Source organism: Aerophototrophica crusticola (assembly GCF_012913305.1).
In the GTDB taxonomy this organism is placed as follows: Bacteria; Pseudomonadota; Alphaproteobacteria; order Azospirillales; family Azospirillaceae; genus Niveispirillum; species Niveispirillum crusticola.
Genome location: NZ_CP051775.1, coordinates 3,610,825 through 3,627,794, shown reverse-complemented (window position 1 = coordinate 3,627,794; position 16,970 = coordinate 3,610,825). Strand labels below are relative to the sequence as shown.

21 protein-coding genes, 2 tRNA genes and 1 pseudogene are annotated in these 16,970 nt (G+C 69.1%); 11 read left to right on the top strand and 13 right to left on the bottom strand.

Features of this window, described 5'->3' with window-relative positions; all coding sequences use genetic code 11:
* Nucleotides 1-58: 58 nt before the first annotated feature.
* The gene (locus tag HHL28_RS17865) at nucleotides 59-628 is read left to right on the top strand and encodes a hypothetical protein (RefSeq protein ID WP_075770559.1); all 570 of its coding nucleotides are present in this window, start codon (nucleotides 59-61) and stop codon (nucleotides 626-628) included.
* Here the strand turns inward: HHL28_RS17865 and HHL28_RS17860 are convergent.
* The gene (locus tag HHL28_RS17860; RefSeq protein WP_075770558.1) at nucleotides 594-950 is read right to left on the bottom strand and encodes a hypothetical protein; all 357 of its coding nucleotides are present in this window, start codon (nucleotides 948-950) and stop codon (nucleotides 594-596) included. The genes HHL28_RS17865 and HHL28_RS17860 overlap by 35 nt on opposite strands.
* Nucleotides 951-1,230: 280 nt before the next feature.
* Between HHL28_RS17860 and HHL28_RS17855 the strand changes: the two genes are divergently transcribed.
* Complete coding sequence (locus HHL28_RS17855) at nucleotides 1,231-1,512, top strand: hypothetical protein (protein WP_075770557.1); 282 nt, start codon at nucleotides 1,231-1,233, stop codon at nucleotides 1,510-1,512.
* Nucleotides 1,513-1,667: 155 nt separating this feature from the next.
* Here the strand turns inward: HHL28_RS17855 and folE are convergent, their stop codons facing one another.
* Together folE and apaG are read right to left on the bottom strand one after the other, a co-directional pair.
* On the bottom strand, nucleotides 1,668-2,333 hold the full coding sequence (gene folE, locus HHL28_RS17850) for a GTP cyclohydrolase I FolE (protein ID WP_075770556.1): 666 nt from the start codon (nucleotides 2,331-2,333) through the stop codon (nucleotides 1,668-1,670).
* A gap of 233 nt (nucleotides 2,334-2,566) precedes the next feature.
* The gene (gene apaG / locus HHL28_RS17845; RefSeq protein ID WP_075770555.1) at nucleotides 2,567-2,959 is read right to left on the bottom strand and encodes a Co2+/Mg2+ efflux protein ApaG; all 393 of its coding nucleotides are present in this window, start codon (nucleotides 2,957-2,959) and stop codon (nucleotides 2,567-2,569) included.
* A 421-nt stretch (nucleotides 2,960-3,380) separates the two neighbouring features.
* Here apaG and HHL28_RS17840 point away from each other — a divergent pair, with 421 nt between their 5' ends.
* Nucleotides 3,381-4,037, top strand: coding sequence for a GNAT family N-acetyltransferase (locus HHL28_RS17840; RefSeq protein ID WP_075770554.1), 657 nt, complete (start codon nucleotides 3,381-3,383; stop codon nucleotides 4,035-4,037).
* A gap of 85 nt (nucleotides 4,038-4,122) precedes the next feature.
* Nucleotides 4,123-4,196: transfer RNA gene (locus HHL28_RS17835), tRNA-Gly, on the top strand.
* Between the two features lie 172 nt (nucleotides 4,197-4,368).
* Here HHL28_RS17835 and HHL28_RS17830 read toward each other — a convergent pair.
* The 6 genes from HHL28_RS17830 to HHL28_RS17805 form a co-directional block, all read right to left on the bottom strand.
* Entirely contained in the window at nucleotides 4,369-4,587 is a 219-nt protein-coding gene (locus HHL28_RS17830; RefSeq protein ID WP_075770553.1) for a DUF1150 family protein, read from the bottom strand.
* Nucleotides 4,588-4,682: 95 nt separating this feature from the next.
* On the bottom strand, nucleotides 4,683-5,156 hold the full coding sequence (locus HHL28_RS17825; protein ID WP_075770552.1) for an Hsp20 family protein: 474 nt from the start codon (nucleotides 5,154-5,156) through the stop codon (nucleotides 4,683-4,685).
* Nucleotides 5,157-5,315: 159 nt separating this feature from the next.
* The gene (fliN, locus tag HHL28_RS17820; protein WP_075770551.1) at nucleotides 5,316-5,615 is read right to left on the bottom strand and encodes a flagellar motor switch protein FliN; all 300 of its coding nucleotides are present in this window, start codon (nucleotides 5,613-5,615) and stop codon (nucleotides 5,316-5,318) included.
* Nucleotides 5,616-5,785: 170 nt separating this feature from the next.
* Nucleotides 5,786-6,139 carry a hypothetical protein gene (locus tag HHL28_RS17815; RefSeq protein WP_169655603.1) on the bottom strand — a complete coding sequence of 118 codons (354 nt, stop codon included), beginning with the start codon at nucleotides 6,137-6,139 and terminating at the stop codon, nucleotides 5,786-5,788.
* Between the two features lie 170 nt (nucleotides 6,140-6,309).
* Nucleotides 6,310-6,385, bottom strand: a tRNA-Ala gene (locus HHL28_RS17810).
* A gap of 165 nt (nucleotides 6,386-6,550) precedes the next feature.
* Nucleotides 6,551-6,961 carry a TIGR02300 family protein gene (locus HHL28_RS17805; RefSeq protein WP_075772699.1) on the bottom strand — a complete coding sequence of 137 codons (411 nt, stop codon included), beginning with the start codon at nucleotides 6,959-6,961 and terminating at the stop codon, nucleotides 6,551-6,553.
* A 241-nt stretch (nucleotides 6,962-7,202) separates the two neighbouring features.
* Between HHL28_RS17805 and aroA the strand changes: the two genes are divergently transcribed.
* The 4 genes from aroA to rpsA all read left to right on the top strand — a co-directional run bounded on the left by aroA (nucleotide 7,203) and on the right by rpsA (nucleotide 11,981).
* Complete coding sequence (aroA, locus tag HHL28_RS17800; protein ID WP_404326104.1) at nucleotides 7,203-8,552, top strand: 3-phosphoshikimate 1-carboxyvinyltransferase; 1,350 nt, start codon at nucleotides 7,203-7,205, stop codon at nucleotides 8,550-8,552.
* 117 nt (nucleotides 8,553-8,669) lie between these two features.
* On the top strand, nucleotides 8,670-9,323 hold the full coding sequence (locus HHL28_RS17795; protein WP_075772700.1) for a hypothetical protein: 654 nt from the start codon (nucleotides 8,670-8,672) through the stop codon (nucleotides 9,321-9,323).
* Between the two features lie 102 nt (nucleotides 9,324-9,425).
* Nucleotides 9,426-10,106 (top strand): (d)CMP kinase, encoded by a 681-nt coding sequence (cmk, locus tag HHL28_RS17790; protein WP_075772728.1) that lies wholly within the window; start codon nucleotides 9,426-9,428, stop codon nucleotides 10,104-10,106.
* Nucleotides 10,107-10,271: 165 nt separating this feature from the next.
* Complete coding sequence (rpsA, locus tag HHL28_RS17785) at nucleotides 10,272-11,981, top strand: 30S ribosomal protein S1 (RefSeq protein ID WP_075772701.1); 1,710 nt, start codon at nucleotides 10,272-10,274, stop codon at nucleotides 11,979-11,981.
* A 196-nt stretch (nucleotides 11,982-12,177) separates the two neighbouring features.
* Here the strand turns inward: rpsA and HHL28_RS17780 are convergent, their stop codons facing one another.
* Entirely contained in the window at nucleotides 12,178-12,807 is a 630-nt protein-coding gene (locus tag HHL28_RS17780; protein ID WP_075772702.1) for an NUDIX hydrolase, read from the bottom strand.
* A gap of 244 nt (nucleotides 12,808-13,051) precedes the next feature.
* On the opposite strand from HHL28_RS17780, the gene ihfB reads away from it, so the two are divergent.
* Both ihfB and HHL28_RS17770 read left to right on the top strand, forming a co-directional pair.
* Complete coding sequence (gene ihfB, locus HHL28_RS17775) at nucleotides 13,052-13,336, top strand: integration host factor subunit beta (RefSeq protein ID WP_075772703.1); 285 nt, start codon at nucleotides 13,052-13,054, stop codon at nucleotides 13,334-13,336.
* A gap of 37 nt (nucleotides 13,337-13,373) precedes the next feature.
* Nucleotides 13,374-13,715: a LapA family protein gene (locus tag HHL28_RS17770; protein WP_075772704.1), complete on the top strand. Its 342-nt coding sequence runs from the start codon at nucleotides 13,374-13,376 to the stop codon at nucleotides 13,713-13,715.
* Here the strand turns inward: HHL28_RS17770 and radC are convergent.
* The 3 genes from radC to sfsA all read right to left on the bottom strand — a co-directional run bounded on the left by radC (nucleotide 13,693) and on the right by sfsA (nucleotide 16,416).
* A complete protein-coding gene (gene radC / locus HHL28_RS17765; RefSeq protein ID WP_083699448.1) occupies nucleotides 13,693-14,481 on the bottom strand; it encodes a RadC family protein in 789 nt (262 codons plus the stop codon). The genes HHL28_RS17770 and radC overlap by 23 nt on opposite strands.
* Nucleotides 14,482-14,852: 371 nt before the next feature.
* Nucleotides 14,853-15,611, bottom strand: a complete 759-nt coding sequence (map, locus tag HHL28_RS17760; protein WP_404326965.1) for a type I methionyl aminopeptidase — start codon at nucleotides 15,609-15,611, stop codon at nucleotides 14,853-14,855.
* Nucleotides 15,612-15,699: 88 nt separating this feature from the next.
* Nucleotides 15,700-16,416 (bottom strand): DNA/RNA nuclease SfsA, encoded by a 717-nt coding sequence (gene sfsA, locus HHL28_RS17755; protein ID WP_075772706.1) that lies wholly within the window; start codon nucleotides 16,414-16,416, stop codon nucleotides 15,700-15,702.
* A gap of 21 nt (nucleotides 16,417-16,437) precedes the next feature.
* On the opposite strand from sfsA, the pseudogene HHL28_RS19055 reads away from it, so the two are divergent.
* A pseudogene (locus HHL28_RS19055) lies at nucleotides 16,438-16,950 on the top strand (competence/damage-inducible protein A); the annotation flags it as partial.
* Nucleotides 16,951-16,970: the final 20 nt, after the last annotated feature.

Below are 16,970 nucleotides of genomic sequence, written 5' to 3'. Positions count from 1 at the left end.
CCCGTGGTCGCGCCCACGCCATGGTGCGGTGACTGCGACATCCCTGGGGAACCCGTCCATGCGCCGCCTGCTGCCCGCCCTGTTCGTCCTTTTGGCTTTCGCCGTGCCGTCCCTGGCCCAGGCGCCGGGTTTCGGCTTTGCCGACAAGGGGCCGATCCGGCTCGATGTGGCGACCATCGAGGTGGTGGAGGAATACCGCCCGCCCCTGAAGGACCCGAACGTGGAGCACCTGATCCCGGTGACCCCCACGGCGGCGGTGAAGCTGTGGGCGCAGGACCGCTTGAAGGCCGTGGGCAGCCAGGGCACGGCCCGGCTGGTGATTCGTGACGCCTCTGTCGTGGAGCAGCCGCTGGAACGGACCGAGGGTGTGCGCGGCTGGTTCACCAAGGACCAGACGGAAAGATATTCCGGCAAGATCAGCGTGGAGCTGGTGGTGCAACAGCCGGCCAAGGGCTTCAACGGCGCCGCCACCGCCGCGGCCAGCCGCAGCACCACCGTGCGGGAGGATGTGAGCCTGGCGGAGCGGGAAAAGGTGATGCTGGAGCTGGTCCGCCAACTGGCCACCGACCTGGACGGCCAGTTGGACGCCACCATCAGGGCGAACCTGTTCCCGGTGCTGGTGCTGTAGCCCCGGCCTTCACCAAGTCCAGCAGCAAGGCCGTACGCTTGGTGATGCCGCATTCCAGGTTGCGGTAGTTCAACAGCAGCCCGTCCAGCAACTGCGCCTTCACCGGCTCGGAATAGGCGGTGTTGCCCGGCGCCAGCAGGGCGCGGATGCCGGAGTCCATGGCCGCACAGCCGGTGGCGGGGTCCTTGCGACGGTCCACCCCGTCTTCCCCGTCGTTCAGCCCCACCCCATACCCCACGCCCATGGCCCAGGCACCCCCGCCGACCAGGACCAGGAGCAGCAGGACGGGAAACCAGTGCAGGTGGCGGGGGAAGCCGGTCATCGTCGATCCTTCGGGCAGTCACGCCGCGGCATGATCCCGAAGCGCCGCCCCCTGCCAAGGGCCAACAGTTCCCCCGTACATCCGCGGACGTCTTCTCGGCTGATTCCGTCGGGCATGGGGCGTCGCCAGTCCCCCCGCCACCATAGGGTCTCCCTATCGGAACCATCGGGAAAACCCGCTTCCCGAGTCGCGACCACGGGCGCATGCTTTTCCCTGTCACGGGCAGGACCCCCGGGCAAGAGGGGCCGCCCGCCATCTCTGAGGGATGGGAGGAGACGTCATGGGTAGCCTGATCCCCTTCACCCCGCCGGGTGAGGTGAACCGCGTTGCCGAGCGCCTGGCCCAGGCCTGCCGCCTGCGGCTGCTGGAAAGACCTGACAGACCCGCCCCCCTTGCCGCCCTGATCGAGGGGCTGGGGGAAGAGCCGGGGTTGGCCAACCTGGCCCTGGAACAGTTGCGCCGGACCGGCCGCATCGGCATCGGCCGCTTTCCCCAGCGCCACCGGCCCCACGCCCTGGTGCTGGGCATATCGCGCATCGACGACGTGGGCATGGGGCGATAGGGCGGTTCCCAGGTGATTGGGAACCATGTCGGTCGCCGCCGCGCGACCCCGTGCGGTCGCGTGGGCCAAGCGGAAGTAGCCCGAGGAGCACCAAAGACGCGAACGGCCGCCGCGGGGCTGCCGCGGCGGCCGTGCACAGGCGCGGGCCCTGCCCGTCAGGCTTCCATGGACGATGACGGGTTGCCGATCATGGACAGGAACTCCCGCCGCGTCTTGTCGTCGTCCCGGAAGGCGCCCAGCATGCGGCTGGTGACCATGGTGACGCCGGGCTTGTGCACGCCGCGGGTGGTCATGCACTGGTGCGTGGCTTCCACCACCACCGCCACGCCCAGGGGCTGCAGCACCTCGTCGATGCTGTTGGCGATCTGGGCGGTCATCTTCTCCTGGATCTGGAGCCGCTTGGCATAGGCTTCCACCACCCGGGCCAGCTTGGAGATGCCCACGACCCGCTTGCGCGGCAGGTAGGCCACGTGGGCCTTGCCGATGATGGGCACCATGTGGTGCTCGCAGTGGCTCTCGAACCGGATGCCCTTCAGGACGACCATCTCGTCATAGCCGTCCGTCTCCTCGAAGGTCCGGGCCAGCAGCTCCATCGGGTCCTCGCCATAGCCGGCGAAGAACTCCTCGTAGGAGCGCACGACGCGGTCCGGCGTGCCCAGCAGGCCCTCACGGTTGGGGTCGTCGCCGGCCCAGCGGAGCAGGGTGCGCACGGCGGCCTCGGCCTCGGCGCGGGTCGGCTTTTGCACCGGCGGGGCGCTGCGGCGGCCATGGACCGGGCCGGGGACGACGTTTTCGGCGGTCGTGGTCTTGGGTGGCGTCACGGCTTGGCTTCCTTCCGAAATTCTTGTCTCGCGGGCTTCTGCGGCGCCGGTCATGGGGACAGACTGCGCCCGGGAAGGGCTGCTGTCATGGGCTTGGTTCATGTCCAGGACCGGCGGCGGGGGCGTGGCCGGCGTCGTCCCCCGCGCCGCCGGCCCCCACGCCATGCAAGGTGGCGCGGGGCGAGGTACTTTCAAGCGGCGCGGCATGATATGGCCGCGACAGGGCGGGACACTCAGTTCAACCGTCGGTCCTGGTGCGGGCTGTCCAGGGAGAAGGCGGGGATGCGCACGTCGAACCGCTCGCCGCGATCGGTGACCATCTGGTAGCTGCCCACCATGATGCCGCTGGGGGTCGGCAGGGGCGTGCCGCTGGTGTACTCGAACGCGTCGCCGGGGCCGAGTCGCGGCGTCTCCCCCACCACGCCCGGGCCGCGCACTTCCTGCAACCGGCCGAAGGCGTCGGTGATCTGCCAGTGGCGGGTGCGCAGGGTCACCGTTTCCGTGCCCGTATTCTCGATCCGCACATGGTAGGCCCAGACATAGCGGCCCTCCGCCGGCTGGGACTGGTCTTCCAGGTAGCGGGGCATGACGGTCACGCGGATGGCACGCGTGGTCTCGGTGTACACGGGGAACGCTCCTCCAACCCGGCCCCGGTGCGCCCGGGACCCACGATGCGCCGGCATCCCAGGTTTGACCCCTGGGGATGGCGTCGGCACCCTGGCCGGCCGCAGACGCAGATATAGGCCGATCCACGCCGCCCGACAAAGCCCAAGGGGGTCGGGGCGGGTCGCCGAACCGTTCCGCTGCCACAAAAACACCGCTTGCGCGCCGGGGATAATGGCCTCATATAGCCCTTCAGGCGAAACTGCTGATGAGCCGCGCGATGCTGCGCCCCGTCACCCTGCGACGACGATTGGTCGTCCGCCCTGCCAAAGGGCGGCCGGCGGTCCAGGCCTGCTGACGGCGCCACGCGCCACGGGGGGCCCGGCCGACGGTGTCTCTCACACCTCTCCCCCACATTTCGTTTTGCCGGGACACCCCAACAGGATGACCATCACGCTTGAGCTGCCGGCGCACGCCGGCGCCATCGAGAGCCTGCTCGACACCGCCTTCGGCCCGAAGCGCCATTCCAAGACCGTTTACCGGCTGCGCCGGGGCGTGGAGCCCGTGGCCGACCTGTCCTTCGTGGCCACCCAGACGGCAGAGGACGGGACGGAGCGGGTGGTGGCCACCATCCGGTACTGGCCGGTCATGCTGGGCAAGACCCAGGCCCTGCTGCTGGGCCCCATCGCCGTGGCGGAGGAATGCCGGAGCCTTGGCCTGGGCCAGAAGCTGATCCGGCACAGCCTGGCCCGCGCGGCCGAGCTGGGCCACCGGATCGTCATCCTGGTGGGCGACGCGCCCTATTACGTGCGCTTCGGCTTCAGCCGGGAAAAGATGCTGGGCCTGTCCCTGCCCGGCCCCGTGGACCCCAACCGGTTCCTGGGACTGGAGCTGGTGGATGGCGCCCTGGACGGCGTGACCGGCACCGTGGGCCGGGTTGCCACCGCCAAGCCGGCGCGGGTGGCCCTGCCAGCCGCCGCCAAGCGGATCGCCCCGGTCACCCGGCTTCCCCTGCCCGCCAAGGCCGACGCCCCCGTGGGTGGGGCCGTGGCGGTCTCTGCCGGGGGTGGTCGACGCCGACTGCGGCGCGCGGCGCGCTGACCGGCTCCGCCGGCGATTTGCCCCGAAAGGGGATGCGCAGGACGCTTGATCCCGGGCCCACAAGGCCCTATAAGGACGGTCCGGCGCGGGTGTAGCTCAATGGTAGAGCAGAAGCTTCCCAAGCTTACGACGAGGGTTCGATTCCCTTCACCCGCTCCAGTTTCCTGAAGGCCTGTGCGCCTTCCCTACCTTCCCAAGACATCGCCGGATAATGCCGACCGGGCCGTCAGCCCGGCTTGTCGCATGTCCGTGCCCAGAAACGCAAATCGGGCCCGGCGCCATGCGCGGGGCCCGATCCGATGCCTGTGGCCGGAACGGCCGTCGTCGGCCCTTACTGGACCAGGGCCGGTTCCATGTCGTGCTGGCGCACGGTGGCCACGGCCACGTCCTCAGCCGGGACCACGGCCAGCTGGGTCCCGTCGGCGGCATGGATGGCGAAACCCTCCGCCCCGTCCGCCACCACCCGCTTCACATAGGCGATGTCGTTGAGGCCGAAGGTGGCGAAATCCTTGGCCGAGAGCTGGCGCAGGAACTGGGTCGTCAAGTTCATCGGATATGCACTCCGGGCAGGGGGACGTCCCCCGGCCCATGACAGTCGGGCGGAAATCTGAAGATCGGGTGAATCACCGGCCGATGGGACACGCTTCAGCCGGCCCGCTCCGGGGACAGGTCGATGGTCTGCGGCCCCAGCGAATCGGCACCGTCCTTCGGCGTCTCGATCTTGATAGTCCGCACCTTCGGCTCCGGGATGGGGCGCCGCAGGTCCACGTGCAGCAGGCCGTTGTCCAGGCTGCAGCCCAGCACCTCGATCCCTTCGGCCAGGACGAAGCTGCGCTGGAACTGGCGAGCGGCGATGCCCCGGTGCAGGTAGACGCGGTTCTTGTCGTCCGACTGCTTGCCGCGGATGACAAGCTGGTTGTCCTCCATCTGGACCTGCAGGTCCTCGGCGGTGAAGCCGGCCACGGCCAGGGTGATTCGGAGCTGGTCCTCGCCCACCTGCTCGATGTTGTAGGGCGGGTATCCCTCGTTGGCGCTCTTGGCGATACGGTCGAGGGTGCGCTCGAACTGGTCGAAGCCGAGCAGGAACGGGCTGTTGAACAGCGACAGTCGGGTCGTCACGTACCGTCTCCTCAACGCTGAGCGAGATGCCGGGCCTGGTGCCGCGCACCGGGTCCCGGAAGGGCGGCCCGGACCGGCGCCGCCCACCGATCTACATGGGTATTGTGGCCGCACGATCAAGGCAAGGGGCGGGATGGCGGCCCCGCGCCGTGGGCGTGTTCATTCGCCAGGGCCGGGCCCCAGGGGCTCACGCCCACGGGTGGCCTGGGGCAGCAGTTCCACGATGGTCAGGCCCAAGCGGCCATCCACCACCACCAGCTCGCCGCGGGCGACCATGCGGTCGTTGACGAAGACGTCCACGGGCTCGCCCACCACCCGCTCCAGGTCCACGATGTCGCCGGGCCCCATGCGCAGCAACTGGCTGATCCGCATGCGGCGACGCCCGAGGCGCACGGACACCTGCACCGGGACGCCAAGGACACTGGAGCGTTCGGAGTCGTCGCCGGAAAGCTCTGGCATTGCGGGTCCGTGGCTGGAACAGTCCCGGCGGTGCCGGGTGGGGCACCACTATAGGCCAGGCGGGGCCCCCAGGGGAAGATTCGGGGCCATGACAAGCGAAAGGCCCGGCCCCCGCATGGGGACCGGGCCTTCGGACGGGATGCCGGGCCGAGCCGGCTTCCCGGCAGGGCTCAGCGGCTGGTGGAGGTCGCCGTGGAGGTGGAGGTGGAGGTGGTCGGCGTGCCGCCGTCGTCATCGCCGCCGCCAGAAGCCGCGGCGGCAACGGCGCCGGCGATGGCCACCGCGCTCACGGCCGCGACCGTGGTGATGGTCCCGACGGCCGCACCGGCCGCGGCGGCGCCCGCCGCACCGGCGGGGGCAGCACCTGCACCCGCGGCACCGGAGGCGCCCGTGCCGCTGGTGGCACCCGGGGTCGTGGTGGCGCCGCTGCCCTGGGCCCCGGCACCCGCGCCCTGGGCGAAGGCGGTCACAGAGGTGGCGGCCAGCAGGGAGGCGGCGGTGATGATGGCGACAGGCATGCGCATGGAAATACCTCTTCCGATTGGGTAGTCCCCGGAACGCTGCCACAGCGCGGGCATCCTGGCCTGTGACCTAAAGAGGGTATTTTTGCGCTGCGGCTCGACGCGGTCGGGAGATGCATCCCGAAAACCAAAAGCAGAAGGGCCCGGCAGCGGTGCTGCCGGGCCCTTCGACTTGGTGGAGCCAAGGAGGATCGAACTCCTGACCTCTACAATGCCATTGTAGCGCTCTCCCAGCTGAGCTATGGCCCCGAACTCGTCGGCGTCGTCTGGGTTGACCGTCCGGTTTGTCTCGGTCCCGGTCACCGCCGCCGTGGGCCGGGGTTATCGGCCAATGCCGGCCCCGATGCAAGAGGAAAAATTCGCGGGGACCGGATTTTTTTGCGCTGGTCCCGGACCCCGCGGAAACCGCCGGACTCAGCGGTCCTCGTCGCCCTCCACGTCCACGACCTCGCCCATGTCGTCCTCGTCGGTCAACTCGTCCGCGTCCTCCAGCAGGACGTCGTCCTCCTCGTCGGCGCCAACGTCCTCAACGACATCCTCTTCCTCGATGTCCGCGACTTCCAGATCCTCGTCCTCGGTGACCTCCTCGGTGGCCACCTCCTCCTCGGCATCCACGCCCAGCGTATCCTCGTCCTCCGTCTCCGGCGCGACCTTGGCCTTCACCTCCTCCACGGGGATCGGGCGGGCGCGGCGGGAGCGCAGCAGCGCCTCAGGGTCGAAGGTGGTGCCGCAGGACGGGCAGGTCGGCGGGTCCTTGCGCATGTCATAATAGCGGGTGCCGCAGTTCGGGCAGATGCGCTTGATTCCCCATTCGGCCTTCGCCACGAGACTCTCCATAGATTATGCGCTGGTCGGGGCGGACGCCCACCAGGGTCGGCGCGGGCACATGCCACGAGTCCCGCCCCCTGTCAAACGGAACCATGGGCACCGGGCCCCCAACACGGGCAACGGCTGGATGTGCCGCGCTCATGGCCGGGGCCGGTCATGCCCGGTTCACGACAGGCGGGTGCCCGTGCTATCCCGGTCGGGAATAATCTGTCCTGAAAACACCCGCCCGAGCAAGCCCATGTCCGACCACCATGATATGCCCGCCAAGCCCCTGGTCGCCCGCAAGGGCGGCGCCCTGGCCGGTACGGTGCGGGTCCCGGGGGACAAGTCCATCTCCCACCGCTCCCTGATGTTCGGCGCGCTGGCGCTGGGGGAGACGCGGATCGAGGGGTTGCTGACGGGGGAGGACGTGCTGCGCACCGCCGACGCGCTGAGGGCCCTGGGCGCCAGCATCGAGCGGCTGGACGACGGCACCTGGCGCACCCGGGGCCGCGGCGTGGGCGGGCTGGCGGAGCCGAGCCGGGTGCTGGACATGGGCAATTCCGGCACGGCGGCGCGGCTGCTGATGGGACTGGTCTCCACCCACCCCTTCACCAGCATCTTCACCGGCGACGCGTCGTTGGTGAAGCGGCCCATGGCGCGGGTGACCGTGCCCCTGTCCAAGATGGGGGCCAGCTTCGTGCTGCGCAGCAACGGGCGCCTGCCCGGGGCGGTGGTGGGCACCAACATGCCCGTGCCCATCGAGTACCGGCTGCCCGTGGCCTCCGCCCAGGTGAAGTCGGCCATCCTGCTGGCCGGCCTGAACACGCCCGGCCGCACCACGGTCATCGAGGCGGAGCCCACCCGCGACCACACGGAGCGCATGCTGCGCCACTTCGGCGTGGACGTGCGGGAGGAGGTTCTGGAGGACGGGGCCCTGGCGGTCTCCGTCACCGGGGAGGCCAACCTGACCGCCCGCGACCTGGTTGTCCCGTCAGACCCCAGCTCCGCCGCCTTCCCGGCAGTGGCCGCCCTGCTCTGCCCGGGGTCGGAGGTGCGCCTGCCCGGCGTGGGCACCAATACCCGCCGCACCGGCCTGTATGAGACGCTGAAAGAGATGGGTGCCGACATCGCCTTCCAGGACCAGCGGGAGGAGGCCGGGGAGCCGGTGGCCGACCTGCTGGTCCGCGCCACGGCCCTGAAGGGCGTGGAGGTTCCGCCGGACCGCGCCCCCAGCATGATCGACGAGTACCCGATCCTGGCCATGGCCGCCGCCTGCGCCACCGGCCCCACCGTGATGCGCGGCATCGGGGAGTTGCGGGTGAAGGAGAGCGACCGGCTGGCCATGGTGGCGGACGGGCTGGTGGCCTGCGGCGTCAAGGTGGAGGCGGGGGAGGACTGGATGGTCGTCCACGGCACCGGCAAGCCCCCCAAGGGCGGCGCCCGCATCGCCACCGCCCTGGACCACCGCATCGCCATGAGCTTCCTGGTCCTGGGCCTGGCGACCGACGAGCCCGTCGGCGTGGACGACGGCAGCTTCATCGACACCAGCTTCCCGGGCTTCGTCAGGCTGATGAACGGGCTGGGGGCGGGGATCGGGGAGGGGTGAGGCGCCGAAGGGGGCGGACGGCCAAGCCGAGCGGCCACACGCCGCAGCGCGCTCCCTTCACGAGGATTAACTCATACGGCATTGTGGGCATCCCTGACACTCGCCTAAGGGCATGCCATGACCCGATTGGTCGTCCTGCTGTTCGCGCTCCTGCTCGGCGGCTGCGCGAACGTCGCGAGTTCGCCCACGGGCTACAAAGGTGCTGACGCCGGCTACGTCGCCCTGATGGCCTCTGCCGCGTCAAACAACCTCTACCCTCACTACATCTACAAGATCAGGCGTCGGGGTGACCAAACATGGAGTGAGTTGCTCTGGCGGTATGACAGCCTGTTCTCCGCTGTCAGCTATGACATAGATACGCCGCAGGAGAAGGGGTCGATCGTTCTGGAGACCTTGGCACCGGGGGACTACACGTTCTTCGACGTATCCCTGTTCACAGCGATGGGCGCGGGATATGGCTACATCAGCCAACGCGTGCCTTTTGAGGTCAACTTTACGGTCCGGCCAGGGGAAGTGACCTATATCGGGCATTACGTCGCCCATTCCGTGAAGGGTCGCAGCATCTTCGGCATCTCGGCCGCGGCCGGGGCGGTTTATGCCGTGCGCGATGGGCTTGAAGGGGACCGCAAACATATCCTTGCCAAACTGCCCACGCCCCTCCCCATCACGGCGCAGGTACCCGACCCTCGCGCCCTGAACCACCCGGCCCTGCGCCCCGCCGACGCGATGGGCCCGCCCCCGCCTGGTTTGGAATACGCGACCTATCGGTAATGGACGGCTAGGCGGCCCGCACGCCACCCTTGACGGAACCTGTCCGGGGCACCACGGTTGCGCCGCATCGCGACCTCCTTTCCCAACCAGGCCCGCCGCCCCGTGAGCACCAGCAGCACCCGCCCCCTCGTCGTCGCCATCGACGGCCCCGCCGCCAGCGGCAAGGGCACCCTTGCCCGCCGTGTCGCCCAGGCCCTGGGTTTCGCCCTGCTGGACACGGGTGGGCTGTACCGGGCCGTGGCCCTGTCGCTGATCCGCCGGGGCGGGGACCTGCGGGACACGGCTGCCGCGGCCGCCACGGCCCGGTCGCTGACGCATGGCGACATCGAGAACCTGATGGCCGACCCGGCCCTGCGGCTGGACAGCACGGCGCAGGGTGCCTCCATCGTCTCCGCCGTGCCTGACGTGCGGGCGGCGCTGCTGGACTTCCAGCGGGGCTTCGCCGCCCACCCGCCGGGCGGGGCCAAGGGGGCGGTGCTGGACGGGCGGGACATCGGCACCGTCATCTGCCCCGCGGCGGACGCAAAGCTGTTCGTCACCGCTAGCCCGGAAGTGCGGGCCCAACGGCGACTCAATGAGTTGCTAGGCCGGGGGGACGCCGCTATATACGCGGATGTCCTGAAGGACATGAAGGACCGTGACGCGCGCGACAGCCAGAGGGCGGTTTCCCCCCTCGTTCCGGCTGCCGACGCGTATTTGCTTGATACGTCCTCGTTGGATGCCGCGCAGGCCTTCGACGCAGCCATGACCTTCATCCGCTCCCGCCCCGCCTTCGGGGGGTGAGGGCAGACCCCTTCGGGGCAGGAAAAGCCGCCCGGCATGGTGCCGGTCGCATCAACCAAGTCGCCGGGCGTGGTGCCCGGTGCGGCGGTGTGAAGCCCTGAAGCCGGCTCGGGCGTGCCGGGGGTACGGGCGGAGTGCCGCTTGGGATCCACCCAAGGAGTTCTGATGGCCCAGGTTTCCGCTACCAAGTCCGCGCCGGCGAAGGAGAGCTTCGCCGCCCTGCTCGAGGAGAGCTTCGGCACCGCCGACAGCCTCGAGGGCACCGTCGTCAAGGGGCGCGTCGTCCGCGTCGAGAACGACCAGGTGCTGATCGACGTCGGCCTGAAGTCCGAGGGCCGCGTCGCCCTGAAGGAATTCGCGGTCCCCGGCCAGCCGGTGGAGCTGAAGGCCGGCGACACCGTCGAGGTGTACCTCGAGCGCATGGAGAACAAGGACGGCGAGGCTGTCCTGTCCCGTGAGAAGGCCAAGCGCGAGGAGGCCTGGACGCTGCTGGAGAAGTCGTTCAACGACCAGTCCCGCGTCACCGGCATCATCTTCGGCCGCGTCAAGGGCGGCTTCACCGTCGACCTGAACGGCGCCGTGGCGTTCCTGCCGGGCAGCCAGGTGGACATCCGCCCGGTGCGCGACATCAGCCCGCTGATGGGCACGCCGCAGCCCTTCCAGATCCTGAAGATGGACCGCAGCCGCGGCAACATCGTGGTGTCCCGCCGCGCCGTGCTCGAGGAGAGCCGTGCGGAGGCCCGCAGCGAGCTGGTGGCCAGCCTGAAGGAAGGCCAGGTCCTGCAGGGCGTGGTGAAGAACATCACCGACTACGGCGCCTTCGTCGACCTGGGCGGCGTGGACGGCCTGCTGCACGTCACCGACATCGCGTGGCGCCGTATCAACCACCCGTCCGAGGCGCTGCAGATCGGCCAGACCGTCACGGTCCAGGTCATCCGCTTCAACCCGGAGACCCAGCGCATCAGCCTCGGCATGAAGCAGCTTGAGGCCGACCCGTGGGAGGGCGTGGCCGCCAAGTACCCGGTCAGCGCCAAGTTCAAGGGCCGCGTCACCAACATCACCGACTACGGCGCCTTCGTGGAGCTGGAGCCGGGGATCGAGGGCCTGGTCCACGTGTCCGAGATGAGCTGGACCAAGAAGAACGTCCACCCCGGCAAGATCGTCTCCACCTCCCAGGAGGTCGAGGTGATGGTGCTGGACGTGGATCCGGTGAAGCGCCGCATCAGCCTGGGCCTGAAGCAGACCATGCAGAACCCGTGGGAGGGCTTCGTCGAGAAGTTCCCCAGCGGCACCGAGCTGGAAGGCGAGGTCAAGAACATCACCGAGTTCGGCCTGTTCGTGGGCCTGCCCGGCGACATCGACGGCATGGTGCACCTGTCCGACCTGGACTGGAACACCCCCGGCGAGCAGGCCATCCAGGAGTACAAGAAGGGCGACCACGTCAAGGTCAAGGTCCTGGACGTGGACGTGGAGAAGGAGCGCATCTCCCTCGGCATCAAGCAGCTGGCGGGCGACCCGTTCGAATCCGCCGCCGCCGGCATGAAGAAGGGCGACGTGGTCACCTGCACCGTGACCCAGGTCACGGACGGTGGCATCGAGGTCTCGGTGGGCGAGGGCTTCACCGGCTTCATCCGCAAGTCTGACCTGTCCCGCGAGCGGTCCGAGCAGCGCCCCGAGCGCTTCGCGGTCGGCGAGAAGGTGGATGCCAAGGTCACCCAGGTTGACCGCGGCAGCCGCAAGATCGGCCTCTCCGTCAAGGCCAAGGAGGTCGAGGAGGAGAAGCAGGCCATGCAGGAGTTCGGTTCCTCCGACTCCGGCGCCTCGCTGGGCGACATCCTGGGCGCGGCCCTGAAGCGCCGCCAGCAGGGCGAGTAAGCCTTACCGGGAAACCGGCAAGGACGGGCCGCCGTGGGAAACCACGGCGGCCCTTTTCTTTTGGCCGGCCTCTAGGGGACTGGAGGCGGGTCTCGCATTCCGTGTCCCTCAGGCGCCGGCCGCTTGGCTCACGCGGCCAAGGGGCCGCGCGGCGGCGGTCGCCGCCGAAGCGCGTTGCCAGCAAGGGGCAACGCTCTCAATCGAAGTCCGTCGGCAGGGACGGGTCGGCGGCGTGGGCGAACATGCGCTGGACCTGCCAGGGCAGGGTCCGGCCCAGGGACAGGTCGGCCGGAACCTCATCCGGGCCGAAGAAGGCGACGCCGTTGGTCTCCAGCGTCGCGGCGGCGGGGGAGCCACCGACCACCTCGCAGATGAAGAACATCTTGTAGATATGGAATGGGTAGGGCGGGGTGTGGGCATGCTTGGCACGGTCCCAGACGGCGGCCAGCTTGGTCACGCGCACCTCGAAGCCGGACTCCTCCAGCACCTCCCGCCGCACGCACTCGGCCGGGCTGTCGTTCACGTCGGCCCAGCCGCCGGGAAGGGTCCAGCGGTCCTGGTCCATGGCTTCCCGCACCATCAGGATCCTGCCGTCGCGGAACGCTGCCCCGCGCACGTCCACCTTGGGCGTGGCATAGCCGGTCTGGGCGGCGAACAGGCCCCTGATGTGGTCGACGGGCGTATCGCCGTGGGCGGCCATCACCTCTGCCGCCAGGTCGCGCAGGGCCTTGAACCGCTCCCGGTCATACTTGTCCCTGGTGAAGGCCAGGCCGGTCTGGGCCAAGGCCTGCATCCGTCGCGCCCAGACAAGCCATTTGGGTTCCATTCCGCCTCCCCTCGTCACTCACCGGCCCCGTGCCGGGCACGAACCTCATGTCCCATAACGCAGGAACTGCGGCGCGGTGCCACCCCGCCCCTGCTGAATGGTACCGAAAACGAGTTGAATATGAACGGCTTAGCCCTTGCGCCCCGGGCTACTCTCCGGCACTCTGTTGGGCTCAGAAGGGGGACGCGGCACCTGGGGGGAGCCGGGGGCCGACAAGTTTCCCGCCCTTGGGGGATTCCTCGCGATGACCAAATCAGAGTTGATCCAGAAGCTGGCCGAGCGGAACCCGCATCTGTACCAGCGGGACGTGGAAAAGATCGTCACCACCATCTTCGATGAGATCACCGAGGCCCTGGCCCGGGGCGACCGGGTGGAGTTGCGCGGTTTCGGCGCGTTTTCCGTGAAGCGGCGGGACGCCCGCACCGGCCGCAACCCCCGCACCGGGGAAAGCGTGGATGTGGATGAGAAGGTGATCCCCTTCTTCAAGACCGGCAAGCAGCTGCGCGAGCGGCTGAACACCGACGAGTAAGGGCGGGATCGCCTTGTCGATGGGGAGGGTTGTTGCCGTGCGTTACCTGTCCTGGCTGGTCACCCTTCCCGTCGCCCTGCTGGCCGTGTCCTTCGCCGTGTCCAACCTGGAGCCGGTGAGCCTGGGCCTTTGGCCCCTGCCCTTCCGGGTGGAGGCGCCGGCCTTCACCCTGGTGCTGGTCACGCTGGTGCTGGGCTTCCTGCAGGGCGCCCTGGTCGCCTGGTTGGGCCAGCACGGCCACCGCAAGGCCGAACGCCAGCACCAGGCCCGCGCCGACCGGTTGCAGCGGGAGCTGGACACGCTGAAGGCGCAACCCGCCGTGCCGCCCGCCCCGGCGGCACCCGCGCGGGCGATGGTCACATCAGCCCCGCGCTCTTGAAGCTGACATACTGGCCCTTGCCGATGATGACATGGTCGTGGACCACCACGCCCAGGGCCTGGGCGGCGGTGACGATCTGCTTGGTCATGTCGATGTCGGCGCGGCTGGGGGTGGGGTCGCCGCTGGGGTGGTTGTGGACCAGGATCAGGGCCGTGGCGCCCAGTTCCAGGGCCCGGCGCACCACCTCGCGCGGGTAGACGGGGGTGTGGTCCACGGTGCCGCGCTGCTGCACCTCATCCGCGATCAGGGTGTTCTTGCGATCCAGGAACAGCAGGCGGAACTGCTCCACGCTTTCATGCGCCATGGCGCCTTGGCAGTAGTCCAGCAGCTTCTGCCAGGAGGACAGGATGGGCTTGCCCATCACCTCCTGCCGTGCCATCCGCAGCCCGATGGCCCCAACGATGCGGATGGCGCCGATGACCGTGTCGGAGAAGTTGAAGCGGGTCCGCAGCGACTCCGGCGGCGCGTTCACCACGGCCCACAGGGACCCGTAGGTTTGCAGGAGCTGCTTGGCCAGCGGCTTCACGTCCCGCCGCGGGATGGCCTGGAACAGCAGCAGTTCCAACAGCTCGTAATCCTGCAAGGCATCCGGCCCCTGTTCCAGGAACCGGCCGCGCAGCCGGTCCCGGTGGCCATGGTAATGGGGCTTGGACTCCCCCTCCCCCGCCGGCTCCTCCGGCAGGGGCAGGGGCAGCTCCCGCCGCCCGCGCGCCAGGGCGGCCGCCAGCTCATCATCCAAAGCCTTGGTCGAGGCGTTGCCCGCCATGCTCGTTTCTCCCTACACCTGTAGGAAGCATAGCAATGGCCGCCTGCTTGCGGAAGGGGTTCGGCGCTTATGCCCGCGGGGTGTGTTTCTGGCGGAGGGGCCAATCAACACGGACGGCACGGACCCCGCGCTGCGCGCGGGAACACGGACACGCACGGACAGGTGCCAAATCGCGCCGGTCACGAACATGCTTGGAAAAGTGAATGCCTGCGGCACCTCAAGGGACCGCGCCGAAGCCGCAACAAACAGGAAGGGCGTCGGCCTGGGAAAACCGCCTCCCCAAGCCCGACGCCCGTCCGTGTCCGTCCATGTTGCCGACGAAGTCGGCGTCCGTGTTGTCCGTGTAAAAGTCTATCCGCAACGCCGCAAAACTACGCCGCCTTCTCCGCCAGCTCGTACGGCGGCTTGTTCATCCCGGCGGGGGAGAGGGTGAAGATCTCGCAGCCGTCCTTGGTCACGCCGATGGAGTGCTCGAACTGGGCGGACAGGCTCTTGTCGCGGGTGACGGCGGTCCAGCCGTCGGCCAGCACCTTCACCTCGTACCGGCCGGCGTTGATCATCGGCTCGATGGTGAAGAACATGCCTTCCTTCAGCACGGCACCCCGGCCGGGCTGGCCGTAGTGCAGCACGCTGGGCGCGTCGTGGAAGACCCGGCCCAGCCCGTGGCCGCAGAAGTCCCGCACGACGGAGAAGCGGTTGGCCTCCGCATAGGTCTGGATGGCGTGGCCGATGTCGCCCAGGGTGGCGCCGGGGCGGACGGCGGCGATGCCGCGCATCATCGCCTCATACGTCACGTCCACCAGCTTCTTGGCCTTCACCGAGCCAGAGCCGACGATGTACATGCGGCTGGTGTCGCCGTACCAGCCGTCCAGGATCACCGTCACGTCGATGTTGGCGATGTCGCCTTCCGCCAGCCGCTTCACGCCGGGGATGCCGTGGCAGACCACGTGGTTGATGCTGATGCAGCTGGACTTGGAATAGCCCTTGTAGCCCAGGGTGGCCGGGATGCCGCCATGGTCGCGCATGTACTGCTCGATCAGGGTGTCCAGCTCTTCCGTCATCACGCCGGGGCGGACGAACTGGGTGATGTAATCCAGCGTCGCCGCGGCCAGCCGGCCGGCACGGCGCATGCCCTCGAAATCATCGGGGCTGTGGATCTTGATGGGGCGGTTGTCGTCGTCGTCCACAGGCGGGCTCTCAATCAGGCAGGCGGGGTTTTCAGGCGGGGATGTCCAGGATGGGCAAGGGCCGGTGGACCACGATGCCATCCGGCGTGACCTTACACGCCCAGCAAATGGCTTCAACCCCCGCTTGGCGCGCGGCGGCCAATCCGCGCGCATAGGCGGGGTCCAGGTCGGCCGCCAGCCGGAACTGGTCACAATCGTCCCGCTGGACAAGGTACAGCATGACCGCCCTGTGGCCGGCGCGGACCATCTCCGCCAGCTCGACCAGATGCTTGGCACCGCGGCTGGTAACGCAGTCCGGGAACTCCGCCACCGGGGGCCCGCGGCGCAGGTGGACGTTCTTGATCTCCACATAGGCCGTGGGGCGGGTCGGGTCCTCCAGCAGCAGGTCGATACGGCTGTTCACCCCGTATTTCACCTCCCGCCGCAGGGTGGCATAGCCGGCCAGGTCCGGGATCACCCCGCCGCGGATCGCCTCCTCCGCCAGCCTGTTCGGGTGCATGGTGTTGCAGCCCACCAGGGCGCCGGTGGCCGCCTCCCGCACGATCTCCAGCGTGTGGGCCAGCTTGCGGTCGGGGTTGGGGGAACGGCTGACCCAGCACTCGCTGCCCGGCGCGTCCAGCCCCAGCATGGCGCCGGAGTTCGGTACGTGGACTGTGGCGGTGCTGCCGTCCGGCAGGGTGACGTCGGCCAGGAACCGCTTGTACCGGCGCTGCAGCGTGGCCGGAACCAGGGGGGTGGGGAAGAGCATGGGGACCCGGGCGTGGGAAGAATGCGGCGGGACTGTCGCCGAACGCCGCGCGCCCGTCTATATGGAAGCAGCGTGAGAAGACGACCACCGGGATGGACCGCCATGACCGACACCGCCCCCACCGCTGCCCTGCTGATCATCGGCAACGAGATCCTGTCGGGCCGGACCCAAGACGCCAACATGGCGCACATCGCCAAGTACCTGGCCGGCATCGGCGTGCGGTTCCGGGAGGCGCGGGTGGTTCCGGACGTGGAGGGGGAGATCATCGACGCGGTCAACGCCTTGCGCGCCAAATACACCTATGTCTTCACCACGGGCGGCATCGGCCCCACCCATGACGACATCACGGCGGAGTGCGTGGCCAAGGCCTTCGGCGTGCCCCTGGTCCGCCACCCGGAGGCGGTGCGGCGGCTGGAGAAGCACTATGCCGGCACGGACATGCTGAACGAGGCGCGGCTGCGCATGGCCAACACGCCGGAGGGGGCCAGCCTGATCGACAACCCGGTCAGCGCGGCGCCCGGCTTCCAGATCGGCAACGTCTTCGTCATGGCGGG